Genomic DNA, 23599 nt, shown 5'->3' on the forward strand with positions numbered 1-23599 from the left:
GCTTTCTTGTTTTTGGCAATCTTTTCCTGCACATCATCGAACAGTTCCAGCGGCACGATGGGCGGAATCGCATCCGGTACGACCACATCCCGGAATTTCAGTTCTCCGATGTACCGCCGGTTTTTGAGCATATGTTCGACGCTGTTATAGGTAAACGCACCGCCCACCGGGTTCTTGATGCCGTTTTCGTTCAGCCAATCCCGGATTTCCTTCATGGTGGAACCTTCATTGTACTTCTTGAACGATTCCAGCACAAAAGGAGAGGTGAGAGGGTCGATGTGGAACTTCCGCTCCGAATCCAGCGTGTAGCCAAAGGTTCCACGACCACCGTTGCAGCGGCCTTTCAGGATGTTCTCGGTCTGTCCACGCACGACCTTCTCGGCAAGGTCAGCGGAATAATACTCGGCATAACCTTCCAGCACCGACTCCAGAATGATGCCTTCCGGCCCCTCGGAGATGATCTCGGTGGCAGACATGAGCTTGACACCGTTCTTCTTCAGCTGGGTCTTATACCGGGCACTGTCGTAGCGATTCCGGGCAAAGCGGTCAAGTTTCCAGACCAGAACAATATCAAACAGCTTCTTGTCGCTGTCCTTTATCATCTGTTGGAATTGAGGGCGATTATCCGTCTTGGCAGAGATGGCGCGGTCAATGTAGTGCTTGACGATGGTGATGCCATTCTTTTCCGCATAGGCCGTGCACTCCCGAATCTGACCTTCGATGGATTCTTCGCGCTGGTTATCCGATGAATAGCGGGCATAGATCACGGCGGTCATGGCGGGCACCTCCTATTTACACATCATCGAACGGTGGAACGTTCATCTTAAGCAATGTTTCGTATAATGTATATATCACATTTTGCTGAAGATTGCAAGAAAAAATTTTTTACGAAAATTCCGCTAACAATTCGACTTTTTAACGCAACGACAGTAGCGATGAATTGCATATTACAAATATACTATTTGAATGTTGCGCAAATTTTTGTCTTGTGACGGTTTATCACGGATGCTCACTCCATCAAATCCGGTAGAATTTCCACAAACGTCTTATAGAAATCATAAATTTTTCCGTTTTCCTGTGCACAGAGCAGAAAACGGCTAATGATTGCGCCGGTACGGTGCGATTTCTGAACGTGTGTCAAGTGTTCGGCTAAGTCATTTGGAAAGCCGACAGTCACTTCTTCTTTCATCAAAAAAGTCACATATCGTGTTGATTGCTTTTGCCAAAGAATACTCGATTCCGGGAACGCAGAACACATCTCGGCAGAGATGGTAAGCCCGCGTCGTTCCTGCGGCAGTGTCTGCGTGTGCTGCACCCGCGAGTAAAGGTATGGATCTTCGATATATTGACACAGTTTGTCTCGCTCGATCAAGTCAAAAGACACGATGCACTCTGTATCAATATCTGACTTCTGATAAGGGTGCTCTCTCAAATCAGTCAGTGTTTTCACCGCTTGTATATGGCAGCGCAGTTTCTTTATTCGACGAGCAAGCAGCTCTTGCTGCTGTTCCAGTTCTGAAAGCTTTTCAGTAAAAAGTTTTCCATGCTGCTCCGGGGATGAGCCATCCATTTCACGGATCTCCTTCAACTGTAAACCAAGATTCTTATAGAAAACCACATCGGAGATCGTCATCAAATCCTCAATGGTGTACTCCCGATAACGATTTTCCCTTCCTTTTTCCGGGTGCAAAACACCCTTGTCTTCCCAATACCGGAGCGTGGAAGCCGGTATATCAAAAAAATGGGCGATTTCTCCAATCTGAAATTTCAAAGCCATAATTTACCCTCCCGATAATACCATAACATATTATCTGTTGACCTTCAAGTAGCTTGAAGGTTTATAATGGGAACAGGAGGGAACTATTATGGAAAACGCTTTGATTTTTGCTTCTGAAAAAGAGGTGCAGTTCGGAAAGCTTCTGAAATTTATCATACCGACTTATCTGACCTCACTGTTTAACACTGTTTATACCATTATTGACGGCATTTTTGTTTCTGCCTATGTCGGAACAAATGCACTGGCTGCCATTAACATCGTTTATCCTATTGTGAATGTGCTGACCGGCATTGCGCTTGTGTTTGCTACCGGCGGCAGCGCAGTTGCGGCTTTGCATATCGGCGGAAACAGAAAAGAGGAGGCAAACCACGCCTTTTCTGTCAGTTCTGTTGCGGCTGTTCTGCTGAGCTGCCTTATTTCTCTGATCGTTCTTACAAATTTATCAACGATTCTGTCCCTGCTCGGTGCAACTGATGTAACGATAGCAGGGTGCAAAACCTATGCACTTTGGTGGCTTTGGGCTACACCTGTCGTGATAGGGAAAGAGCTGTTCACTTACTTTATTCGGGTAGACGGTTCTCCCGCATACAGTTTTGTAACAGCGCTGTCTGGCGGCGTTCTGAATATTGTTCTTGACTATGTTCTGGTCGGACGTATGCACATGGGTATCTATGGGGCTGCGCTGGCTACGATTTTAGGCTTGGTACTGTCGTTTCTCATGGGTATCTACTATTTTGCCCGGAAATACAAAGCCCTGTCCTTTACACTGCATGGCCTATCCGCAGGGTTGGCGCTGCGCAGCATGGTGAACGGTGCATCCGAATTTGTGGATCAGCTTGCCATTGCGATCACGACGATTGTATTTAACCGCACCGCACTTGCTTTCGCCGGTGAAGACGGCGTAGCGGCGGTTTCCATCATTATGTATCTACAATTTCTGTTTATTGGTGTCTATTTTGGATTTTCCATGGGCATGGCACCTCCGCTGAGTTATGCATACGGAGATAGAAAGATAGATGTTTGCCGGAAACTGGAGCAATATGCACATCGTTTTTTCGCAATCGCTCCTCTTGTTATCTATGCGCTGACCTATTTTCTTGCTCCGGTCGGTGTGTCATGCTTTGCGAATACCGCTAGTCCTGTATTTCCCATTGCCGTATCCGGGATGAGGATTTACGGACTTGGGTTTCTGTTTTCAGGAATCAATATTTATGCTGCGGTTCGGATGATGGCATACGGAAAAGGATATTTTTCCGGCTTGATCACTTTTTTGCGTTCATTTGCTCTGCTGCTTCTGTTCCTGACCGTACTGCCGCAGAAATTCGGTCTAACAGGCGTATGGCTTGCTGTTCCTGCGGCAGAAGTTCTGACGCTACTCGTTGCAGTATGGTTTCTACGCCCGATTCAACGGTAGAGAAAAGAGCAGTGGCTTACCATAATTGTTCTTGCTACTGGTGGTATAAGAATCTACTGCAAACGGAAAATGTGGTTCTATCCTGATTCACATAGCGTATTTTTTCCTAAAGCCACAAGATGTGTCATACTTTCCTTGCTTCACTTCAATAAATTTTTCAAAACTCTCTTGACGCATTCTACATGCCGTGGTATTTTTCTTGTAAATCCCATTGATTTTGTGGATTGGTTCAAATTCATCCACAAGATGTGGTCGTGTTCATTTTGAACACAGCCACAGAAAGTGGTTGGTTATCACCGTGAGACCCACCACTTCCGTGAGGGAAAGTCCGCAAAAGAATTTACCGCCCCGCAACACACCCGATTCATTTTGCCGCTGTTTCACCCGACAAAATCCATCGCTATGCTGCATGGGCGGTATTTTTCTTTTACGGGAAACGCACCTTGAAAATCTCATGAGCCGACCGAACATGATACCGACTTTTCGTCAACGCCGCTGCACAAACAGGGGCAGGAACTGCGTTCGGAGCAAACGGTGACCCACATACATGAGCAGCACAACCTCTACTTATTTTTTGCGCCTTAACAATTCTGAAACAATTACCCAGAAACGGTTTTGAGCGCAGCGGTAGAGGGCAAGAACCGTCCCGTGGCCACAAATTTTCAATTCTTGAAAATTTTTTGTCCATCCGGGACTTCACTTCTGCAATGCGTCCGCATTTCCGAAGTGATCTTGTTGGGGCGTGCCTGCCCCAAACCCTGCTTAGAACGGACGAGGAGGAATTGTGTCAATTTGACGCAATTCCTCCAACTTATAGAGAGAAACAGAGTGTTCCCGACGGGGAACGCCCTATTGTACATATCGCTATTGTCTGTGGTCTTTGGCAGGGTGCGTCCTATTCAGGGACGCACCCTGTTTTTATTTTGAGCCTTCACCGACTTTTTGAGATTCCGCCCTCTGCTTCCCGAATCAGAATCGTCAGCCGCTTCTGAACGCTATCATCTGCTGTGACGGTCAGATGAATTTTGCCCGCTGCTTCTCCTGCACGGACCACCGCCATGCAGCAGCCGCAGCATGGCAGGGGAGCCCAGCAGGCCGATGAGCAACAGCACCACACCGGCAACGGCGCTGATAATGGCCGCCGAGTGGACGGTCTTTTCCACGTCCTTGGGGTGGCGCGCACCGTAAAAACGCGCCACCAGCAGGTTGGAAAGCGCCAGCGGCAGACTGACCAGAAAGATCTGCTTGGCCAGAGGGCCTTCCGTCAGCGTATTCGTTTGAGAACTCATACTCTTTTTCCCTTTATCCTATATATCCCTAAACCGTGCCCGCGCACACCGGGGCACAGCCTCTTTTATAAGGCACTACGCTACTTTTGCAAGATGGAAACGGCAAAATGGCGCAAAAAAAACACGGCACCCGGCGGGGCGTCGTGTTTTTTGCGGAAAATATCTCAGCCCAGGTCCTCACCGTTGGTGGCAATGACCTGCTTGTACCAGTCAAAACTCTTTTTCTTATAGCGGTTCCCGGTGCCGGAGCCGTCGTCGTTGCGGTCCACGTAGATAAAGCCGTACCGCTTGCGTAGTTCGCCGGTGGTAAAGGACACCACGTCGATGCAGCCCCACGGGGTGTAGCCCAGCAGGTCCACGCCGTCCAACTCCACGGCCTTTTTCATCTCCTCGATGTGGGCGCGCAGGTAGTCGATGCGGTAGCTGTCGTCACAGGTGTGGTCGGACTGGAGTTTGTCGATGGCGCCGAAGCCGTTCTCCACGATAAACAGCGGCTTCTCGTACCGCTCGTACAGGGTGGCCAGTGCGTAGCGCAGGCCCACCGGGTCGATCTGCCAGCCCCAGTCGCTGGCCTTGACGTAGGGGTTCGGCACGGTGTGGGCATTGCCGCCGCTGATGCCGTCGCTCTCCACGGCCACGTCCGAACGCACCGCGTTGCTCATGTAGTAGCTGAAGCCCAGATAGTCCACAGCACCCTCGGCCAGAATGGCCTCGTCGCCCGGCTCCATCACCGGGGCAGTGCCCTCGCGCTCCCATTCCTTCTTAGCGTAGGCGGGGTAGTGACCGCGGCAGTGCACATCCGCAAAGTAGTAGCGCTCGTGCATGGATTCCAGCGCCAGCATCACGTCGTCCGGGTTGCAGGAGTAGGGATAGTACGGCACAAAGGAGCACATGCAACCGATCTGGAAGTCCGGGTTGATGGCATGGCCCTTTTTGACCACGAGGGCCGAGGCCACCAGTTCGTGGTGTACCACCTGATACAGGGCCTTCTTCTTGTTCTCGAACTGGGAGAACCGCACGCCGGAGTTGGTCCAGCCAAAGATGTCGTTGGTGGTGTTGCTCTGGTTGTTGATCTCGTTGAAGGTCATCCAGTACCTGACCTTGTGTTTGTAGCGCTCCATCACAGTGACGGCGTAGTGCACGAAGAAGTCGATGCACTTGCGGTTGTACCAGCCGCCGTACTCCTTGGCAAGGGCGTAGGGCATCTCAAAATGGCTCAGGGTGATCACCGGCTGGATGCCGTACTTGAGCAGTTCGTCAAACAGATCGTCGTAGAACTGCAGACCGGCCTCGTTGGGCTGCTGCTCGTCCCCGCGGGGGAAGATGCGGCTCCACGAGATGGAGGTGCGGAAACACTTGAAGCCCAGTTCGGCAAACAGCTTCACATCTTCCTTGTAGGTGTGGTAGAAGTCGATGCCCTTGTGGTTGGGGTAAAATTCGCCGGGCACAATGCCATCGGTGATGCGGCGGGCCACACCGTTGGCACCGCCGGTCATCACGTCGCTGACGGACGGGCCGCGGCCATCGGCGTTCCAGCCGCCTTCCAGCTGATGGGCAGCAACGGCACCGCCCCACAAAAAGTTTTCAGGAAGCATATTCTTTCTCCTTGGTCAAATGTATATCAGTTTTTCTGGGATTCTTTTTCGTCGCAGCCCACCACCTGCACCAGAACAATGGTGATGATAATGGTGGCCAGCACGCCGATCATCATGCCGGTAAAGGAAGAGGGATTGGCGTCGCTCATGGCGTTGACGGTGGTCAACAGGCCGGGCAGACCAGCGTATACATAGTACTTGGTGTTGAAGAAGCTGATGATCAGCGCACCGATGGCACCGCCGATGCAGCCGCAGACGAAGGGCTTCTTCAGGCGTAGGGTCACGCCGTAGATGGCGGGCTCGGTGATGCCGAAGATGCCGGTCAGGCCAGCGGACAGGGAAACGTTCTTGATGTCGGCCTTTTTGGTCTTGAGGAACACGCCGAAGCAGGCAGCAGCCTGTGCGATGACGGCGCAGGTCTGGAATGCCTGAAAGGAATCGCAGCCGTAGTTGGCAAAGTTGGCAAGGCACATGGGAGTGACGCCCCAGTGCACGCCGAAGATGACGAACACCTGCCAGATGCCGCCCACCAGAATGGCGGCCAGTGCGGGAACGTTGTTGGCAAGGAAGTTGTAGGCAGCAGCAATGGCGTTTGCCAGCACATTGGACACCGGGCCGATGACCAGAATAGTCAGGGGAACCATAACAATGGTGCAGATAAAGGGCACAGCCAGCGCCTTGATGATGTCGGGCAGATGCTCGTCCAGCCAGTGCTCCAGCCAGCTGAGCACCAGCACCAGGAACAGCGGCGGCAGCACGGTGGAGGTGTAGGTGGTCTGGCTCATGGGGAAGGCCAGGAACTTGATGACCTCACCGTCTGCGATGCGGGCAGCGATGGAAGCCCAGTCCGGGTTGACCAGCGCCATGCAGCACCACATGGCAATGAAGGTGTTACACTTGAAGTGCTTGGAAGCAGTGACGGCGATCATGACCGGCAGGAAGGTGAAGGGCGTCCAGCTGATGAAGCTGAGCACGGAATACGTACCGGTGGCCGCAAAAGCGGGGAAGAAGTGGGTAATGATGATCAGTGCGCCTTGCACCAGACCGGCTGCGGCCAGAATGTACACAAAGGGTGCGAACACGGCGGACATGGTGGCGATGATGCGGCTGCCGAGGCCCTGCTTGACTTCCGGCGCGGCAGCGGTGCTGTTGTCCAGATCCAGCAGCTGGGCCAGTGCTTCGTACACGTCCTTGGCATGGGTGCCGATGACCACCTGATACTGGCCGCCGCTTTCCATCACCTTGATGACGGCGGGCATCTCGGAGATCTGTTTGGTCACTTCGTCCGAGGGTGTTTCCCTCAGCACCAGACGCAGGCGGGTGGCACAGTGGGTCGCGCTGAGGATATTGTCCTTGCCGACGGCGGCACAGATGTCGGCGGCAAGCTTTGTGTAATCGCGGATTTTGTTTGCCATGATGTTCTCTCCTTTTCATCAGATCACGGGTTTGCCTTGTGTCCTCATTATACAGAGGAAAAACCGCATTGTCAGCTGATTTGATGCGCCAAAAAACAAAAATGTGCAGAAAAAACAGCTTGTTTTTTCTGCACATGGATACAAACATCTGTACAAATTGACGGAGCGTTTCTGCGGTCACTCCAGCAGGCGGTTGTACACCCGGCGGGCCAGTGCTTCCAGCAGGTAAAGTGCAGGCATCTGACTGGTCAGGTCGTAGCTTTCGGTGGTCACGCGGTGCACGGAACTGTAGTACGGCAGGGTGATGTCGGAAAGCTTTGCCGCAGAACTCTGGTCGGAACAGGTAATGGCGATCAGTCCGGCGTTTTTCTCCTTCAGCTGCCGGGCCAGATGCAGCACCTGCTTCGTTTCGCCGGATACCGAAAGAATGACGGCTGCGATGGTGGTGTTGGGCGTGACGGTGATGGGATAGAACGGGTCGGTCACGCCCAGCGCGAATTTGCCCAGATTGGACAGATACCGTGCACCATACTCGGCTATGCTGCCGGAATTGCCGATGCCCACCAGAAACACCCGCTCTGCCCGTGCGATCATACCGGCGGCTTCGTCCAGCGCTGCATCGTATTCCGGCGTGCCGACTTTCCACAGAAAGTTCTGCAACTCGCCCAGCGTGTCCGGCAGACGGGATCCCTGCGCGGAACCGGCCTGCTCCTTCAGCTTCCATTTGAATTGCGCATAACCGTCACAGCCCACCTTTTTGCAGAAGTGCAGCACTGTGGTGGTGGAAACGTGCGCTTCCGCTGCCAACTCCCGGATGCGCATGAAGGGCACCGTGTTCGGATGCTCGATGATGTACTGGTAGACCAGCAGTTCCAACTCGTTCAGATTTTTGATCTGCTGCGGGGTGAATAGTTCCATGAAAAGGCTCCCTCCTTGTCCCGATATCTGTCCTTATTATAGCAAAAGGAAGAACGGAAAAACAGGGCGAACATTTCCGTTTGCATTTTTAGCGCGGCTGTGCTATACCGTTTTATACTGACAGCATCAGTATGTGCGATCGTAGCTCAGCTGGATAGAGCCTTCATTCTGCTTTCCGAAGAAAACAAAAAATCCGAACCCTTCTCCTATCGAGAAAAGGTTCGGATTTTCATTGTTTGGTGCGGATAAGAGGACTTGAACCTCCACCGAGTTGCCCCGATTAGAACCTGAATCTAACGCGTCTGCCAATTCCGCCATATCCGCATATTCTGTTTTGTTTGCGAGCTGTGTTGCTCGGAACGATAGTTATTATACCAGATATGGCAGAATTGTCAAGCATTATTTTTAATTTTTCTCGACAAAATTTTGCTTGAAAATTGATGCATTCTGAATGGCAGCTGCAGGGCGAAATTTTTGCCAAAGTGTGATACAATAAACAGGACGCGCCGGGAGGGTGTCCTGCGCGCAGACTGAGAAAACGAGGGAAATGCAGAATGTTCAATATCATTATTTTCCTGCTGGGAGCAGGCATCATGTTCTTTATGGCTCTGCGCAGTGTGCTGGCACGGCGCAGGCTGTGCACGCAGGGGCAGAAGGTCACGGCCACGGTGGAGGGCACCGTGCAGAGCCGGGATGGCGGTGCCTATGTGCTGGCCTTTACCACCGCAGGCGGCAGCCATCGGCTGCACTACCCGAAGCCTGCGCGGGGCAAGAGCTTTGCGGTGGGGGATACCGTCACCTTATACTATGACCCCGACGACCCGGAGAAGATGTACGTGGAAGGCGACCGGGCCACGCTGGGAGCCGAGGTGCTGTATGCCGTGATAGGTGTGGCCCTGCTGGTGCTGACCGTGGGCATTGCCCGCTGAAAGGGGAAAAGAGAATGAAACTGGAACATTTTGGCATGGCTGAGCCGGGCGACTGCCGGCTGGTATTTACAGCCGGTGCCGAGGAACTGGCGGCAGCCGTTGCGCAGGTGCAGGCGGAGCCGGACGCGCCGCAGGAAGAGGACGGTCTGCTGACTGAGGCGGTGAATCGCACCATTCTTGGCGGCTTTTCGGCGCTGTATGAGCAGCTGGTGCAGGAGTACCATGTGGTGCCGGTGACCGACCCGGATTTTGAATTGCTGGCGGTGAACCGGGCCGAGGGCTTCCGGGCGGGGGCGCAGTTCTACGCGCTACCGCCGCTGGAAGTGGGAGCATACACCGGCTTTGTGCAGCCCATTGAGCCGCACCCCATCCGGCAGCTGACCATTGAACTGGAGATCAACCGTCACCACGGCGACGAAGAACGTGCAGCCGATGCAGCGGGCAAGGCGGCGCTGCGGCAGCAGGTAGCCCGCGAGATCTGGGCACAGCGCTGTGCCCAGGCTGAGCAGCGGGCACGCAAGGAGCTGGTATGGCAGCTGGGCGATGCAGTGAAAGGCCCGCTGCCAAAGCAGCTGGTGGGCGGTAACTATTTTGCCGAGCAGCGCCAGTTCAACCTGAGCCTGCAGGCCAATGGCATCAACTTTGACCAGTTCCTTAAAGTGCGCGGCCAGACGGTGGAAGAGTTCCGTGCATGGCTCCACGCGCAGGCAGAGCGCAAGCTGCGCAGCTGGCTGGGGCTTCTGCTGGTGGCAGAAAAGGAGGGCCTTGCACCCACGGACGCCGAGGTGGAAGCAGCTGCTGCCCACTGGGATGCCAAGCTGGACGGCGAGCGCACCTTCCCCGCCAACGATGCACGCAAGGTGCGCCAGCGTCTGGCCCGGGAGAGGGCGGAGCAGTTCATTGTGGAGCACTCTACCCTCACGCCGCCGCCCGATGAACCCATCGTGCAGAAAGTTGAAAGCAAATAATAACAAAAAGGAGCGATGCAGCGCATCGCTCCTTTTTGTTATTATTATCAGGAACTCTCAGGTCTCCACGCCCTCGAACTGGCTGTTGTAGAGCTTGGCGTAGAAGCCGTTTGCAGCAAGCAGCTCGTCGTGGCTGCCCTGCTCCACAATGTGGCCGTCCTTCATCACAAGGATCACGTCCGCCTCGCGGATGGTGGAAAGGCGGTGCGCCACAATAAAGCTGGTACGGCCCTGCATCATGCGGGCAAAAGCTTTCTGGATACGCACCTCAGTGCGGGTATCGATGGAGGATGTTGCTTCGTCCAGGATCAGCATCGGCGGCAGGCAGAGCATCACGCGGGCAATGCACAGCAGCTGCTTCTGGCCCTGACTGATGTTGCCGCCGTCCTCGGCGATAACGGTGTCGTAGCCCTCCGGCAGGCGGCGGATAAAGCTGTCTGCATGGGCGGCTTTGGCTGCTGCCACGATCTCTTCAAGGCTTGCATCCGGCTTGCCGTAGGCAATGTTTTCCCGCACGGTACCGGCCCGCAGCCATGTATCCTGCAGCACCATGCCGTAGCTGCCGCGCAGGGAAGCGCGGGTCACATCCCGGATGTCGGTGCCGGACACCTTGATGGAACCGCCGTTCACATCATAGAAGCGCATGAGCAGGTTGATGAGGGTGGTCTTGCCGCAGCCGGTAGGGCCGACGATGGCGATGCGCTGGCCGGGCTTTACGTCGAGGGAAAGGCCCTCGATCAGCGGGCGGTCGGGCAGGTAGCGGAAGGAAACATCCTCCAGCTGCACATGGCCGTCCGGCTGCAGCACGGGGGCGTTCTCGACTTCCGGCACCTGATCGTCGGCATCCAGCAGCTCGAACACGCGGGCGGCGCAGGCCAGGGCATTCTGCAGCTCCGTCACCACGCCGGAGATTTCGTTGAAGGGCTTGGTGTACTGGTTGGCGTAGCTCAAAAACACGCTCAGCTGGCCGATGGTGATGCCGCCCCGCACCGCGTACACGGCACCCACAAGGCCCACGCCTGCGTACACGATGTTATTCACAAAGCGGGTGGCGGGGTTGGTCAGGCTGGAAAAGAAGATGGCCTTCAGGCTCACGTCCTGCAGACGGCCATTCACCTCGTCAAAGGCGGTAAGGCTCTCGGCCTCGTGGCCGAAGGCCTGCACCACCTTCTGGCCCTCGATCATCTCGTTGACCAGCGCGGTCTGCTCGCCGCGCACGGCGCTCTGGCTCTGGAAGTAACCATAGCTGCGCTTGGCAAGGAAGCTTGCCACCACGAGGCTCAGCGGGGTGATGCACACCACCACCAGCGTGATGGGCACATTCTCGCTGAGCATGAACAGCAGGGTGCCGAGGATGGTCAGAACGCCGCTGAACAGCTGTGTAAAGCCCATCAGCAGGCCGTCCGCAAAGGTATCCACATCGGCCACCATGCGGCTGACGATATCGCCGGAGGGATGGCTGTCGAGGTAGGAAAGCGGCAGGGTCTGAATTTTGCGCAGGGCTTCGTTGCGCAGGTCGCGGCTGACAAGGAAGGTGATGCGGTTGTTGCACACGCTCAGCAGCCACTGTGCAAGAGCGGCCACACCGGCAACCACCAGCACCTCGATGATAATGCGCATCACACCGCCAAAATCTACGGCACCCTTGCCCAGCATCATATCAATGGCGCTGCCGCAGAGGATGGGGATATACAGCTGCGCGCCCACGCTCACAGCGGCCACCACAAGGCTGCACACCACAAACAGGGAATAAGGTTTGATTTTGCCTAGAACACGGGTCAAGGTGGCCTTGCGCTGCTGCGGGGTCAGCTTTGTTTTTGCTTTTGCACTCATTTCTGCGCATCCCCTTTCTTGAACTGGCTCTCGTAGATCTCCTCGTAGACGGGGCAGGTCTGGCGCAGCTGGTCGTGGGTGCCGATGCCCACCAGATGGCCGTCGTCCAGCACCAGAATTTGATCCGCGTACTGCAGGCTGGCGGCGCGCTGGCTCACGATGAACACGGTCAGGCTGCCGGGCAGAGCAGCCAGTGCCTTGCGCAGGGCGGCATCGGTGGCGTAGTCCAGTGCGCTGGCGCTGTCGTCAAGGATCAGAATTTCCGGCTTGCCCACAAGGGCGCGGGCGATGGTCAGGCGCTGCTTCTGTCCGCCGGACAGGTTGCGACCGCCCTGCTCCACAGGCTCGTCCAGCCCAAGGGGCTTGGCTTTGACGAACTCCGCAGCCTGTGCTGTTTCCAGTGCGGCCCACAGGTCCGCATCGGTGGCATTCTTGTTGCCCCACAGCAGGTTGGAGCGGATGGTGCCGCCAAAGAGCTGGGCCTTCTGCATGACCATGGCTGCCTTGCCGCGCAGTTCTTCACGGGGATAGTTCCGGGCATCGCGGCCCATGATCTCCACCGTGCCCTCGGTGGCATCGTAGAAGCGGGGAATCAGGTTGACAAGGCTGGATTTGCCGCTGCCGGTACCGCCGATGACACCAATGGTCTGGCCGCGCTTTGCAGTGAAGCTGATGTCGGAAAGGCTGGGTGCACCGGCACCCGCATAGGTCAGGCTTACATGCTCAAAGCGCACGGCATCGCCGGATTTTTCGGCGGGCACCTCGCCCAGAAGCTTTTCCGGGAAGGCCATGCCGGGCGTGGTGTCCAGCACAGCCTGCACGCGGCCTGCGCAGGCCAGCGCCTTGCTCACCTGCACGATCAGGTTTGCCAGCTTGACCAGCTCCACAAGGATCTGGTTCATGTAGTTCACCAGCGCAATCACGTCGCCGGAAGCCATGCCACCCACATTGATCTCAATGCTGCCCACATATAGCAGTGCCACAATGGCAATGTTGATGAGCACATAGGTCAGCGGATTCATCAGGGCAGAGATATGGCCTACATGGAGCTGCATCTTGGTCAGCAGGTCGTTGGCATTCTCAAAGCGCTCTACCTCGCTCTTTTCCTTATCAAAAGCGCGCACCACGCGCACACCGGTCAGGTTTTCGCGGGTCAGGCCCAGCACCCGGTCAAGGCGATTCTGTACCGTCTTGTACAGGGGCCGGGTAGCAGCCATGATGCCGAACACCACCACGCTCAGCAGCGGGATGGTCACTACAAAGATCAGCGCTGCACGGGAATTCACCGTAAAGGCCATGACCATGGCACCGATCACCACGAACGGGCTGCGCAGGAACAGGCGTAAAAACAGGTTCAGGCCGCTCTGCACCTGATTCACGTCGCTGGTCATACGGGTGATCAGGGTGCTGGTGCCGAGGGTGTCCATCTCGGTAAAGCTCAGGGTCTGGATGTGCTCAAACAGGGCGTGGCGCAGAGCTGTGGAATAGCCCACGGCCGCCTTTGCGGAAAAATACTGTGCCGTCAGGCTGCAGGCAAGGCCGATCATGGCCAGCAGCAGCAAAATGCCGCACCGCACAAGAATATAGTGGAAGTCGTGGGCGGCAATGCCGATGTTCACGATATCCGCCATGACCAGCGGCACGAACAGGTCGAACGTGGCTTCCAGCATCTTGAAAAGGGGCGCAAGCACGCTCTCGCGCTTGTAGTCCTTCAGATAGCCTAGCATCTTGTTCAAGGCGATACTCCTTCTTTCTTGAATTATAAGATTTATGAAATCCTACTTATTATAGCGTACAAAAACTTAAAAAGCCATAGAAAATGTTTTTATTGCAAAAGTGTGCTGAAAACCGCCGGGCAAAATGCCGAAAACGGTTGAAACCAGGGTGGGGGTATGCTACAATGATTTTAAATATTGCACAAAAGGGGAAACAGGAATGCTGATAAGTTTAGTCGTTCCGTGCTACAATGAGGAAGAATCACTTCCCATTTTTTATAAAGAGGCCAGCAAGATCGCACAGCAGATGGGAATATCCCACGGAGCAGATTTTGAGTTCATCTTTGTGGATGACGGCTCAAAAGACCGCACACTGCAGATCGCGCGGGAATTGCACCGGAAAGATGCCCGTGTGCGGTACATCTCCTTCAGCCGGAACTTTGGCAAGGAAGCAGGCATTTATGCCGGATTAAAAGCGGCAAAGGGCGATTATGTAGCAACGATGGATGCGGATCTGCAGGACCCGCCCTCGCTGCTGCCGGAAATGCTGGAACTGCTGCTCTCCGGCGAATATGACTGCGCGGCCACCCGCCGCACGACACGCGAGGGTGAACCGCCCGTTCGCAGCTGGTTTGCCAAAAAGTTTTATCAGATCATCAATAAGCTCTCGGATACAGAGATCGTGGATGGAGCAAGAGACTTCCGCCTGATGAGCCGCAAAATGACTGATGCCGTGCTGAGCATGGCGGAATATAACCGCTTCAGCAAGGGCATTTTCAGCTGGGTCGGCTTTAAAACAAAGTGGATCGACTACAAAAACGTAGAGCGTGTGGCGGGCACAACAAAGTGGAACTTCTGGGGTCTGCTCAAATATTCGATCGAAGGCATTGTGGGCTTTTCCACAGCTCCGCTGCTGATGGCGGCGGGCCTTGGCCTTGCCTTTTGCGTATTGGCGTTTGTAGGCATCATAATCGTGGTGGTGCGTGCACTGATGTTCGGCGACCCTACTTCCGGCTGGCCGAGCCTTGTTTGCATTATCCTTTTGTGCAGTGGTGTGCAGCTGCTGTGTACGGGAATTGCGGGCGAGTACCTTGCCAAAACATATCTTGAAACAAAGCACAGACCGATCTATATTGCTGCTGAGACCGAAGAAGATCTGGACGCGGAATAAGGCGTTTCAGGAAAAATGTATTTTTAACGGGGTGCCAGAAGAAGCTGATCTGGCACCCCGCTTTTTTTTTGAGCAGGGAAAAATGGATACATACAGATAGGCGTTGTACCCAAAGCCATTTCCTGCTATACTAAAAATTGACTAGAAACTGGAAGAATGGTGAGCAGATGGCAAAAAGACAAGACGGCGGCATCCGGCTGCGCCCGGTGGGCACCCGCAAGCATCGGCAGAACGCTCCGGCCTACAGCCCGGCGGGCACCGGCTGCCCGGCCTTTGAGCAGGCAGTGGAAAATTTATATAAAGGCCAGAACGAAGAAAGCTTCTGGACGCTGATGGGCGCTTTGAACTATGCACTGGAAATGGAGACCCATGTTCTGGTGCCGCTGCGCACGGCACTGACGGTGCACAACACGCCTGCACCGTGGACGGAGCATCCGGTGCCCACGGCAAAGGCTAAGGACCTGCAGCTGTGGACCCTGCGCAACGAGAAGGGCCGCACATGGCTGCCTATGTTCACCTCTGCAGCTGCGGCCTGCGCCGACCGCAGCACTTCTGCCCGGCCAATGGCAGATTACACCCTGCAGGATGCCATGGAGCTGGCCCTTTCCACTGAGGGGATCGACGGCGTGGTGCTGGACCCGTGGAGCCACTCGGCTACGCTGGACGGCGCTCTGCTCAACGGTTTGCTGCACGCGGGCCATACGCCGGAAGACCCCGGTGATGAGAAAGCGGATGCCGGAAAGGAAGCCGCCCGCAAGGGCAACTGGGCGCAGGCTGTGGAATGCTTTGAAAAAGCAGCCGAGCTTGGCAGCGCCATGGGACTTGCCCTGCTGGCAGACTGTATTTATAAGGGCCGCGGCACCCGCACGAACCGTGCCAAGGCCCGCCGCATGTGGAAGGAAGCAGCGGACAGCGGCGAGATCTTATCCAACATTGCACTGGGTGATGACTGCGCTGCCCGGGGCGACAATGGCCGGGCACTTTTGTATTACCGCCGTGCCCGCGCCAACGCAGCCCATATGCCGGATATCGAGTACACTCCGCAGGTGTGCCTGCGTGTGGCCCAGACCGAAACGCGCTACACCAGCCGCAAAAAGGCGCTGGCACTGGCCGCAGAAGCAAGGCAGGGCTTTTCCATCAAGGCCCGTGAGCACGAGCCGGACGCAGAGCAGTGGCTGGCCGAAGCCGACCAGCTCATCCGGGAACTGACCAGTGAACTGCCTGCCCGAGCCACAGCTTACGACATGGAATCTTTACAATTGGACTAAAAAATCGTCATATCGGGACGGTAAGATATACTCGGAAATGATTTGAAGAGCTGCGCCCAAGATGCACAGCACCGGAGAGGAAACAGACAGTATGAGCAAAGTAATCGGCATCGATCTCGGCACGACCAATTCCTGTGTGGCAGTGGTGGAGGGCGGCAAGCCCGTGGTCATCACCAATGCGGAGGGTGAGCGCACCACCCCCAGCGTTGTGGCCTTCACGAAGGACGGTGAACGTCTGGTGGGCGGTGCGGCCAAGCGCCAGATCGCCACAAATTCCGGGCGCACCATCTCAAGCATCAAGCGCCATATGGGCAGTGACTACCGGGTGCACATCGACGGCAAAGACCTGACCCCGCAGGAGATCAGCGCCATGATCTTGGCCAAGATCCGCCGCGATGCCGAGAGCTATCTGGGCGAGCCGGTGACCGAAGCGGTCATCACGGTGCCCGCCTACTTCGACGACAGCCAGCGCAAGGCTACGCAGGATGCAGGCCGCATTGCAGGCCTGAACGTGCTGCGCATCATCAACGAGCCTACTGCTGCCGCTGTGGCCTATGGTTTGGATAACGAAGCATCGCAGAAGATCCTCGTCTACGACCTCGGCGGCGGCACCTTTGATGTGTCCATCATCGAGATCGAGGACGGGACCTTTACGGTGCTTGCCACCGGCGGCGACACCCATCTGGGCGGTGACGACTTCGATCAGCGCATCGTGGAATATGCCGTGGCCGAGTTCAAAAAGTCGGATCGCATCGACCTTTCCCGCGACCCGGCAGCTATGGGCCGGCTGAAAGAGGAAGCCGAAAAGGCAAAGAAGGAGCTTTCTGCCGCGCCGTCGGCACAGCTGAACCTGCCCTTTATCGCAGTGGGCAAGGACGGCCCTCACCACTTGGATATCTCGCTTTCCCGCCCGCAGTTCGAAATGATGACCGGCGACCTGCTGGCCCGCACAGTGGCTCCTGTGCAGAATGCGCTGCGGGATGCAGGCATTTCCGCCAGCCAGCTGGGCAAGGTGCTGCTGGTGGGCGGCAGCACCCGGATGCCTGCGGTGGAGCGTCAGGTGAAGGAGCTGCTGGGCTGCGAACCCAGCCACAGCCTGAACCCGGACGAGTGTGTTGCCATGGGTGCGGCTGTGCAGGGCGGTCTGCTGCAGGGCGGCGGCAAGCTGGCCGGTGCCACCGGCGCAGCGGCGCAGGGCCTTGTGCTGATGGATGTGACCCCGCTGACCCTCTCCATTGAGACGCTGGGCGGCGTGGCCACCCCGCTGATCACCCGCAACAGCATGATCCCCACCCGCAAGAGCCAGATCTTCACCACCGCACGGCCCATGCAGACCAGTGTGGAGATCAACGTGCTGCAGGGCGAGCGCCACTTTGCCCGCGACAACAAGAGTCTGGGCAAATTCAAGCTCACCGGCATTCGGGCAAGCTTCTCCTCCAAACCGCAGATCGAAGTTACCTTCGATATCGACGTGAACGGCGTGGTGAAGGTATCTGCCAAAGACCTTGGCACCGGCCGGGAGCAGAACATCACCATTACCGGCAGCACCAACCTTTCGGAAAATGAGATCCAGCGCGCCATGGCAGACGCTGCCGCCTACGAGGCCGAGGACAGCCGCCGCAAGGAGCGGCTGGACCTGCACAATCAGGCCGAGGTGCTGGCCTACAAGGTGGACGAGGCTCTTTCCAAATGCAAAAAGGAGCTGGACAAGGACGAGAAGAACCGCATCAAAACCGACCTCGCCAACCTCCGCCGCTGCCTGCGCAAGGATAAGCCCGAAAAGATGAATGAAAACGAGGAAGCCAATCTCCGTCAGGCCAAGACCCAGCTGGAAGAGAGCGCAAACCATCTGATGGTGCTGTATACCAGTGAGCAGGATAGCAGCGATAACGGAGAAAATCATCTGTAATTTTACCAGCAGGACGGCAGATAGTTTCCTAAGTAAATGATCCGCTGGGGTGGGATCCTGTTGCCGCAGGCAATAGGGTGGGCGATGGAACGGCCCGTTGCATTTGCGTGGAAAGCTATCTGATGGCCTGCATCATAAGAACAACAAAACGCTCCGCTGTGTTTTGCACAGCGGAGCGTTTTCTATGTGGAAAAAGCCTTACAGCATCTTAGAAAGGAATGCTTTCAGTCTGGGATGCTTCGGATTCGTGAACAGTTCCTGCGGCGGCTCGTCCTCCTGGATCTTGCCGTCGTCGATGAAGATGACGCGGTTGGACACCTCGCGGGCGAAGCCCATTTCGTGGGTGACCACCAGCATGGTGATGCCGGTGTGGGCCAGCTCCTTCATCAGTTCCAGAACCTCGCCCACCATTTCGGGGTCGAGGGCGCTGGTGGGCTCGTCGAACAGGATCACGTCCGGGTCCATGGCAAGGGCACGGGCAATGGCAATGCGCTGCTGCTGGCCGCCGGAAAGGCTCTTGGGGTAGGCGTCGGCCTTGTCGGCCAGGCCCACGCGGGCCAGAAGTTCGTCTGCCTTGGCGGAGATGGCTTCCTTATCCTTCAGCTTCAGCAGGGTGGGGGCCAGCTCCAGATTTTTCTTCACAGTCAGGTGCGGGAACAGGTTGAAGTGCTGGAACACCATGCCCATCTTCTGGCGCACAGCGTCAATGTGGGCTTCATCCACCTCGGTGCCCTCAAATTTGATGCTGCCGGAGGAGGGGATCTCCAGCCGGTTCAGGCAGCGCAGAAAGGTAGATTTGCCGCAGCCAGAGGGGCCGATCAGGCAGACCACATCGCCGCGGTAGATGTCGATATCAATGCCCTTCAGCACGTCCAGCGTGGGGGTGGGCTGCTTTGCGCCCGGCTTTTTTTCGCCGCCGTAGGTCTTTGTCAGGCCGCGGACTTCCAGAATCTTATCGGTCACTTTGAGCAAGCCTCCTCTCAAACTTTGCCAGCAGACGGGTGAACAGCATGACCAGCACAAGGTAGATCAGTGCAACGCCCAGCAGCGGGAACATGGCCTCGTAGGTGCGGTTCATGATGCCCTGCGCGGCGTACAGCAGTTCCTTGCCGCCGATGACCGTGATCAGGGAGGTATCCTTCAGCAGGACGATGAACTCGTTGCCCAGTGCGGGCAGCACCGCACGGATGGCCTGCGGGATGATGATGACCACCATGGTGGTCATGTAGTTCAGGCCAAGGCTGCGTCCGGCCTCCATCTGGCCGGGGTCAACGGCCATCAGGCCGCCGCGGATGATCTCGGACACATAGGCACCGGAGTTGATGCCCAGTGCCAGCGCACCCACCATGGTAAAGTTGCGGCTGTTGGCAAAGATGACCATGCTCATGATGAGCAGCTGCACCATCATGGGCGTGCCGCGGATGATGGTGGTGTAAATTTCGCAGATGATGTTGAAGAAGCCCAACACCGGGTTCTTGTGGCCGGGGCGTTGCTGGTCGTGTGCTACACGCACCAGAGCTACCACGCTGCCCAGCACGATGCCCAGTGCCAGCGCAATGGCAGTGACCAGCAGGGTGGTGCTCACGCCCTTGATGTACTGCGTCCAGCGGTCTTTCAGGATGAAGGCCTGATAAAATTTGAAGAAGAACTCCTGCCCGAAGCTGAGCTTGGTGCCGCTGTTGAGCAGCTCTTTGAGCAGTTCGTATTGAGCAGCCATTCGCATCCTCACTTTCCTGTTTTGTTAGAATTTTGTAACCTTATTTTTCCAAAAAAGGGGAGGTGCCCCAGTTGGGGCTGCCTCCCCGTGGTTCCGTTATCAGCCAGCTGATTATTCAGCGGTGATGTACTTGTCCACGATGGCCTGCAGGGTGCCGTCAGCCTTCAGCTCTTCCAGAACGGAGTTAACGGCGTCCTCCAGCGGAGAGTTCTTTGCCATGCCGATGGCGTAGTCTTCCTCGGCGTAGCTGGTATCCAGGATCTTCAGGCCGGGGTTGGCAGCAATGAACTCCTGAGCGGGAGCGTTGTCGATGACAACTGCATCCACCTGACCATTGTTCAGAGCCTGCACAGCGGTCAGACCGTCGTCGTAAGCCACGACGTTTTCATCACCGAAATCATCGGAGCAGTAGATGTAGCCGGTGGTGCCGCGCTGGGTGCCGATCTTCTTGCCTGCCAGATCATCCGGGGAAGCAATGTCGGAGCCTTCGGGAACGATGATGGACTGGATGCCGGTAGCGTAGCTGTCGGAGAAGTCCATCACAGCCTTGCGCTCGTCGGTAACGGTAACGCCAGCCATGACGATATCGGCCTTACCCTGCTGCACGCTCAGCAGAGCAGCGTCAAAGTCCATATCATCGATCTGCAGCTCCAAACCCAGCTTGTCAGCGATGGCCTGAGCAGTCTCGATGTCGATGCCCTCAAACTCGCCTGCATCGGTGGTCATCTCGTACGGAGGGAAGGCTGCGTTGGTGGCCATGGTCAGCTTGCCGGCCTCAACGGTGGTCAGCTCGCCAGCGGCAGCGCTGGTGGAAGCAGCTTCAGAAGAAGCAGCAGAGCTTGCCACGGAGGAAGCGGTGCTTGCGGAAGAACCACCGCAGGCGGTCAGAGCCAGAGCGGCAACGGACAGACCAGCAGCTGCCAGAAAGCTGCGACGAGAGATCTTTTTCATATTCAAACACTCCTCAAATGTACTGTATGTTTTTGCGGTACGCCAGAACGATGCGATTCATCGAACATCTGGCGAACGAATTTAGTATAGATTGTACAAATTGAAAAGTCAATACTTGTGCAAAAAATCTCATCAATTGAAACCGAATTGAAAACAATTATACAAAAAATGCGTTGAAGAAATGTATATATACAAATTATAGATATTTTGCGATCTCTTCTTTGCTCCGCTTTGGCACGCAGTAATCCCGGTTCTCGTCCAGATAATATTTTACGCCGGTCTCAGCCGTCAGCGGCACAATGTGAGCCTTGTGGGCCGGGTAGCCGAACGCCACCATGAATGCCAGCTTCTGCGGTTCTTCAATGCCCAGCAGTTCGGTGAGGGCAGGCTTGTTGATCGCGCCCATGATGCAGCTGCCCACGCCTTTGTCCCATGCGGCAAGGGTCATGTTGGCAAGGGCGATGCCGGTATCGGTGGCAAGGTCGCCGGGGATGGAAGTGTCCTGCACCACGGCCACATACAGGGTGGGCAGCTCGTCGGCTTTGGGCGTGCCCTGCTCCGGCGGCAGATAGGCAGCCCACTTGACCAGCGGCTGCACCTTTGCCACCGCCTCGGGCTTGTTCACCACCACCAGACGCACAGCCTGACGGTTGGCTCCGCAGGAGGACAGGCGGACGGCCTCGACGATATCATCCACCACATCCTGCGGAACAGCTTTCTGTGCAAAGCGGCGGTAGGTGCGGCGGTTGACAAGAGTATCCATAACAGACATAAAGAGCACCTCCTTTATATAAGTGTTGTCAAAAGTATAGCAGATGCGGCAGAGTCTTGCAACGCTCCGGCGCAAAAAAGCTTGCACGTTGGGCAGTGATCTTGCTTTTTGCGACAGGCTGCGATTGCATCCGACAAATGATACATGGTAAAATATGGTAGAAGAAAGGAGGCGGCGCAATGGTATTGGTAGCAGGCATCGTGGGTTTTATTCTGGGGGTCAATTTGGGTTTTTTGTTTGCCGGGCTGATGCGGGCGGCAAGAGGGGAACATGAGCAGACAGAAGATGAAAACAAGACATGTTGAGAATGAATGAAAATAACGGAGAACAAAAAGGGCCGCTGTACGGGATGCTGTGCAGCGGCCCTTTCTGCCGGGTTTGACCGAACTTACGATTTTCTCTTGGTCGCTCCTGTTTTTCTGCATCCGGCGGAAAAAGATGCCAAAAACCACTTGACAAACTGTTACGGGGGGGGGGTATTATATAGGAAAAGCAGGCTCCACAAAAAAGTGATGGGGGCATGCAGAAAAGATTGTGAGGTTGATTCTTATGTCTAACATTTCTCGTCGTAAGTTCCTCAAGGGCGCAGGTGTGGCTGCTCTGGCTGTTGCTGCTGCCGGTGTTCTGGCTGGCTGCTCTGGCAATGATGTCCCCGATGTCCCCGCGGTTCCCGGTGTGACCACTCGTCCTGTTATGGTTATCTTCATGAAGGACGAAGGCAATGGTGTGACCAACGTTGTGGGTGAGACTGCCAAGATTGATGTTCTGAAGACCGAGAACTCTGTGAAGGTTGCTGACATCGATAAGAAGCTGCTTCCCGAAGATTACCATCTGGAGAACGAGAACGCTGTTGTTGAAATCCGCAAGGACGACAGCAAGGGTGAGTACATCATCGTCTTCGTGACTGATGTGACCATGACTCCGACCAAGAAGACCATCGATGTCAAACTGCTGGAGCTGCCGAACAACTTCATTGAGGCTAAGGCTGAGGTTGCAGTCGATGCAACTGGCGTCAGCGCTGCTGATATTCAGCTGCCGGACGGCTACAAGCTGAGCACCGACTACGGCACGGAGGAAGAGCTGTTGAAGGTTCGTCCCTTCGGGACTGTCTTCATTGTGACCAAGCTCTGATTTCCTGGCACAGAAGTTTTTTGAAAAAACTCAAATAGCACCAACAGGGTGGCGGCCAACAAGGTCTCCGCCCTATTGGTGTTGTTTTTTTGTTGAAATTTTACTTGACAAAATATTACAGGGGGGGTATTATATAGGAAAGGCAGGCTCCACAAAAAAGTGATCGGGGCATGCAAAAAGATTGTGAGGTTGATTATTATGTCTAATATCTCTCGTCGTCAGTTCCTGAAGGGCGCAGGTGTCGCTACTCTGGCTGTTGCTGCTGCCGGTGTTCTGGCTGGCTGCTCCAACGTGCCTGACAAGCCGACCCCGGGTGTACCGGATAAGACTGTGCATATCTACTACATGATCGGGGTTCAGCCGGTCAATGGTGAGCCTGTCGAGATCTCTGTCAATGGTCTGGCTACCTCTGTCACCTACGAAACCATCAAGGCAAACATTCCTGCCAATGTAGCTGCTGACTACGATTGCGCAAAGAAGAACTACAATATTGAAAAGGATGGCACAGTTACTGTCAATCTGCAGAAAAAGGCATCTGCAAAGCCTACGAAGCAGGTTATGATCAGGTATTACGAAGGCACCAAGCAGCTCGACAGCGGTGAGTTTACTGATTTTATCTCTTATCAGGATGTTGAAGAGGATGCAACGAAGATCGATCTGAGCAAGCTTGAACTTGAGAAGACTGGCTATAAGCTGGATGAGCGTGCTGCGGAAAACGGCATCATTAAGGCCGAGGGTAAAAAGTTCTACGCAGATGTCTTCGTTCAGGAGAAGTAAATCTCTCATAAAGCAGTATGAAAAAGAGAGCTGCCGTAAAACAGCTCCCT

The 23599-nt window shown here is 55.4% G+C and carries 21 protein-coding genes and 1 tRNA gene; 9 read left to right on the forward strand and 13 right to left on the reverse strand.

Translation table 11 applies throughout. The features are described 5' to 3' along the window. Positions 1–776, reverse strand: a 776-nt coding sequence (locus tag GKG36_RS12965; protein ID WP_173012978.1) for a recombinase family protein, incomplete at its 3' end; no start/stop codon positions are given. Positions 777–1009: 233 nt separating this feature from the next. After that, the gene (locus GKG36_RS12970; RefSeq protein ID WP_112121594.1) at positions 1010–1777 is read right to left on the reverse strand and encodes a MerR family transcriptional regulator; all 768 of its coding nucleotides are present in this window, start codon (positions 1775–1777) and stop codon (positions 1010–1012) included. A gap of 88 nt (positions 1778–1865) precedes the next feature. On the opposite strand from GKG36_RS12970, the gene GKG36_RS12975 reads away from it, so the two are divergent. Next, complete coding sequence (locus GKG36_RS12975; protein ID WP_112121593.1) at positions 1866–3191, forward strand: MATE family efflux transporter; 1326 nt, start codon at positions 1866–1868, stop codon at positions 3189–3191. Between the two features lie 998 nt (positions 3192–4189). On the opposite strand, the gene GKG36_RS12980 is transcribed toward GKG36_RS12975, so the two are convergent. From GKG36_RS12980 to GKG36_RS13000, 5 genes are all read right to left on the reverse strand, one after another. Next, positions 4190–4480, reverse strand: a complete 291-nt coding sequence (locus tag GKG36_RS12980; RefSeq protein WP_242702941.1) for an MATE family efflux transporter — start codon at positions 4478–4480, stop codon at positions 4190–4192. Positions 4481–4644: 164 nt separating this feature from the next. Continuing rightward, positions 4645–6075 (reverse strand): 6-phospho-beta-glucosidase, encoded by a 1431-nt coding sequence (locus GKG36_RS12985; protein ID WP_154261091.1) that lies wholly within the window; start codon positions 6073–6075, stop codon positions 4645–4647. 26 nt (positions 6076–6101) lie between these two features. Beyond that, positions 6102–7490, reverse strand: a complete 1389-nt coding sequence (locus GKG36_RS12990) for a PTS transporter subunit EIIC (protein ID WP_112121591.1) — start codon at positions 7488–7490, stop codon at positions 6102–6104. 177 nt (positions 7491–7667) lie between these two features. Continuing rightward, on the reverse strand, positions 7668–8408 hold the full coding sequence (locus GKG36_RS12995; protein ID WP_112121590.1) for a MurR/RpiR family transcriptional regulator: 741 nt from the start codon (positions 8406–8408) through the stop codon (positions 7668–7670). A 237-nt stretch (positions 8409–8645) separates the two neighbouring features. Further along, positions 8646–8732 (reverse strand) — tRNA-Leu (locus GKG36_RS13000). A 230-nt stretch (positions 8733–8962) separates the two neighbouring features. On the opposite strand from GKG36_RS13000, the gene GKG36_RS13005 reads away from it, so the two are divergent. Next, entirely contained in the window at positions 8963–9337 is a 375-nt protein-coding gene (locus GKG36_RS13005; RefSeq protein ID WP_154261093.1) for a DUF3592 domain-containing protein, read from the forward strand. Between the two features lie 14 nt (positions 9338–9351). Continuing rightward, positions 9352–10305, forward strand: a complete 954-nt coding sequence (locus tag GKG36_RS13010) for a hypothetical protein (RefSeq protein WP_005946538.1) — start codon at positions 9352–9354, stop codon at positions 10303–10305. Between the two features lie 57 nt (positions 10306–10362). On the opposite strand, the gene GKG36_RS13015 is transcribed toward GKG36_RS13010, so the two are convergent. Together GKG36_RS13015 and GKG36_RS13020 are read right to left on the reverse strand one after the other, a co-directional pair. After that, positions 10363–12138, reverse strand: coding sequence for an ABC transporter ATP-binding protein (locus GKG36_RS13015; protein ID WP_005946536.1), 1776 nt, complete (start codon positions 12136–12138; stop codon positions 10363–10365). Continuing rightward, positions 12135–13874, reverse strand: a complete 1740-nt coding sequence (locus GKG36_RS13020; protein WP_347474434.1) for an ABC transporter ATP-binding protein — start codon at positions 13872–13874, stop codon at positions 12135–12137. The genes GKG36_RS13015 and GKG36_RS13020 overlap by 4 nt, the downstream gene beginning before the upstream one ends. A gap of 199 nt (positions 13875–14073) precedes the next feature. Here GKG36_RS13020 and GKG36_RS13025 point away from each other — a divergent pair, with 199 nt between their 5' ends. From GKG36_RS13025 to dnaK, 3 genes are all read left to right on the forward strand, one after another. Beyond that, entirely contained in the window at positions 14074–15024 is a 951-nt protein-coding gene (locus tag GKG36_RS13025; protein ID WP_154261095.1) for a glycosyltransferase family 2 protein, read from the forward strand. Positions 15025–15191: 167 nt separating this feature from the next. After that, on the forward strand, positions 15192–16292 hold the full coding sequence (locus GKG36_RS13030) for an SseB family protein (RefSeq protein ID WP_154261097.1): 1101 nt from the start codon (positions 15192–15194) through the stop codon (positions 16290–16292). A gap of 91 nt (positions 16293–16383) precedes the next feature. Next, complete coding sequence (gene dnaK, locus GKG36_RS13035) at positions 16384–18201, forward strand: molecular chaperone DnaK (protein ID WP_154261099.1); 1818 nt, start codon at positions 16384–16386, stop codon at positions 18199–18201. 198 nt (positions 18202–18399) lie between these two features. Here the strand turns inward: dnaK and GKG36_RS13040 are convergent, their stop codons facing one another. The 4 genes from GKG36_RS13040 to GKG36_RS13055 all read right to left on the reverse strand — a co-directional run bounded on the left by GKG36_RS13040 (position 18400) and on the right by GKG36_RS13055 (position 21641). Next, on the reverse strand, positions 18400–19164 hold the full coding sequence (locus tag GKG36_RS13040; protein WP_097773991.1) for an amino acid ABC transporter ATP-binding protein: 765 nt from the start codon (positions 19162–19164) through the stop codon (positions 18400–18402). Further along, positions 19154–19918 (reverse strand): amino acid ABC transporter permease, encoded by a 765-nt coding sequence (locus tag GKG36_RS13045; protein ID WP_154261101.1) that lies wholly within the window; start codon positions 19916–19918, stop codon positions 19154–19156. The genes GKG36_RS13040 and GKG36_RS13045 overlap by 11 nt, the downstream gene beginning before the upstream one ends. Positions 19919–20029: 111 nt before the next feature. Next, positions 20030–20869: an amino acid ABC transporter substrate-binding protein gene (locus GKG36_RS13050; RefSeq protein WP_154261103.1), complete on the reverse strand. Its 840-nt coding sequence runs from the start codon at positions 20867–20869 to the stop codon at positions 20030–20032. A gap of 196 nt (positions 20870–21065) precedes the next feature. Continuing rightward, complete coding sequence (locus tag GKG36_RS13055; RefSeq protein WP_154261105.1) at positions 21066–21641, reverse strand: nitroreductase family protein; 576 nt, start codon at positions 21639–21641, stop codon at positions 21066–21068. Between the two features lie 179 nt (positions 21642–21820). Between GKG36_RS13055 and GKG36_RS15000 the strand changes: the two genes are divergently transcribed. The 3 genes from GKG36_RS15000 (at position 21821) to GKG36_RS13065 (ending at position 23549) form a co-directional block, all read left to right on the forward strand. Further along, positions 21821–21946: a hypothetical protein gene (locus GKG36_RS15000; RefSeq protein ID WP_279236587.1), complete on the forward strand. Its 126-nt coding sequence runs from the start codon at positions 21821–21823 to the stop codon at positions 21944–21946. 244 nt (positions 21947–22190) lie between these two features. After that, positions 22191–22772 carry a twin-arginine translocation signal domain-containing protein gene (locus GKG36_RS13060; protein ID WP_154261107.1) on the forward strand — a complete coding sequence of 194 codons (582 nt, stop codon included), beginning with the start codon at positions 22191–22193 and terminating at the stop codon, positions 22770–22772. A gap of 198 nt (positions 22773–22970) precedes the next feature. Beyond that, positions 22971–23549 carry a twin-arginine translocation signal domain-containing protein gene (locus tag GKG36_RS13065; RefSeq protein WP_154261109.1) on the forward strand — a complete coding sequence of 193 codons (579 nt, stop codon included), beginning with the start codon at positions 22971–22973 and terminating at the stop codon, positions 23547–23549. The last annotated feature ends 50 nt before the right edge of the window (positions 23550–23599 follow it).

The organism is Faecalibacterium sp. BIOML-A1 (assembly GCF_009679715.1).
Taxonomy (GTDB): Bacteria; Bacillota; Clostridia; order Oscillospirales; family Ruminococcaceae; genus Faecalibacterium; species Faecalibacterium taiwanense.

Excerpts from the sequence above, each read along its gene's own strand:
- GKG36_RS12970 (WP_112121594.1), bottom strand. The coding sequence starts at position 1,777 with ATGGCTTTGAAATTTCAGATTGGAGAAATCGCCCATTTTTTTGATATA.
- GKG36_RS12975 (WP_112121593.1), top strand. The coding sequence starts at position 1,866 with ATGGAAAACGCTTTGATTTTTGCTTCTGAAAAAGAGGTGCAGTTCGGA.
- GKG36_RS12980 (WP_242702941.1), bottom strand. The coding sequence starts at position 4,480 with ATGAGTTCTCAAACGAATACGCTGACGGAAGGCCCTCTGGCCAAGCAG.
- GKG36_RS12985 (WP_154261091.1), bottom strand. The coding sequence starts at position 6,075 with ATGCTTCCTGAAAACTTTTTGTGGGGCGGTGCCGTTGCTGCCCATCAG.
- GKG36_RS12990 (WP_112121591.1), bottom strand. The coding sequence starts at position 7,490 with ATGGCAAACAAAATCCGCGATTACACAAAGCTTGCCGCCGACATCTGT.
- GKG36_RS12995 (WP_112121590.1), bottom strand. The coding sequence starts at position 8,408 with ATGGAACTATTCACCCCGCAGCAGATCAAAAATCTGAACGAGTTGGAA.
- GKG36_RS13005 (WP_154261093.1), top strand. The coding sequence starts at position 8,963 with ATGTTCAATATCATTATTTTCCTGCTGGGAGCAGGCATCATGTTCTTT.
- GKG36_RS13010 (WP_005946538.1), top strand. The coding sequence starts at position 9,352 with ATGAAACTGGAACATTTTGGCATGGCTGAGCCGGGCGACTGCCGGCTG.
- GKG36_RS13015 (WP_005946536.1), bottom strand. The coding sequence starts at position 12,138 with ATGAGTGCAAAAGCAAAAACAAAGCTGACCCCGCAGCAGCGCAAGGCC.
- GKG36_RS13025 (WP_154261095.1), top strand. The coding sequence starts at position 14,074 with ATGCTGATAAGTTTAGTCGTTCCGTGCTACAATGAGGAAGAATCACTT.
- GKG36_RS13030 (WP_154261097.1), top strand. The coding sequence starts at position 15,192 with ATGGCAAAAAGACAAGACGGCGGCATCCGGCTGCGCCCGGTGGGCACC.
- dnaK (WP_154261099.1), top strand. The coding sequence starts at position 16,384 with ATGAGCAAAGTAATCGGCATCGATCTCGGCACGACCAATTCCTGTGTG.
- GKG36_RS13045 (WP_154261101.1), bottom strand. The coding sequence starts at position 19,918 with ATGGCTGCTCAATACGAACTGCTCAAAGAGCTGCTCAACAGCGGCACC.
- GKG36_RS13050 (WP_154261103.1), bottom strand. The coding sequence starts at position 20,869 with ATGAAAAAGATCTCTCGTCGCAGCTTTCTGGCAGCTGCTGGTCTGTCC.
- GKG36_RS13055 (WP_154261105.1), bottom strand. The coding sequence starts at position 21,641 with ATGTCTGTTATGGATACTCTTGTCAACCGCCGCACCTACCGCCGCTTT.
- GKG36_RS15000 (WP_279236587.1), top strand. The coding sequence starts at position 21,821 with ATGGTATTGGTAGCAGGCATCGTGGGTTTTATTCTGGGGGTCAATTTG.
- GKG36_RS13060 (WP_154261107.1), top strand. The coding sequence starts at position 22,191 with ATGTCTAACATTTCTCGTCGTAAGTTCCTCAAGGGCGCAGGTGTGGCT.
- GKG36_RS13065 (WP_154261109.1), top strand. The coding sequence starts at position 22,971 with ATGTCTAATATCTCTCGTCGTCAGTTCCTGAAGGGCGCAGGTGTCGCT.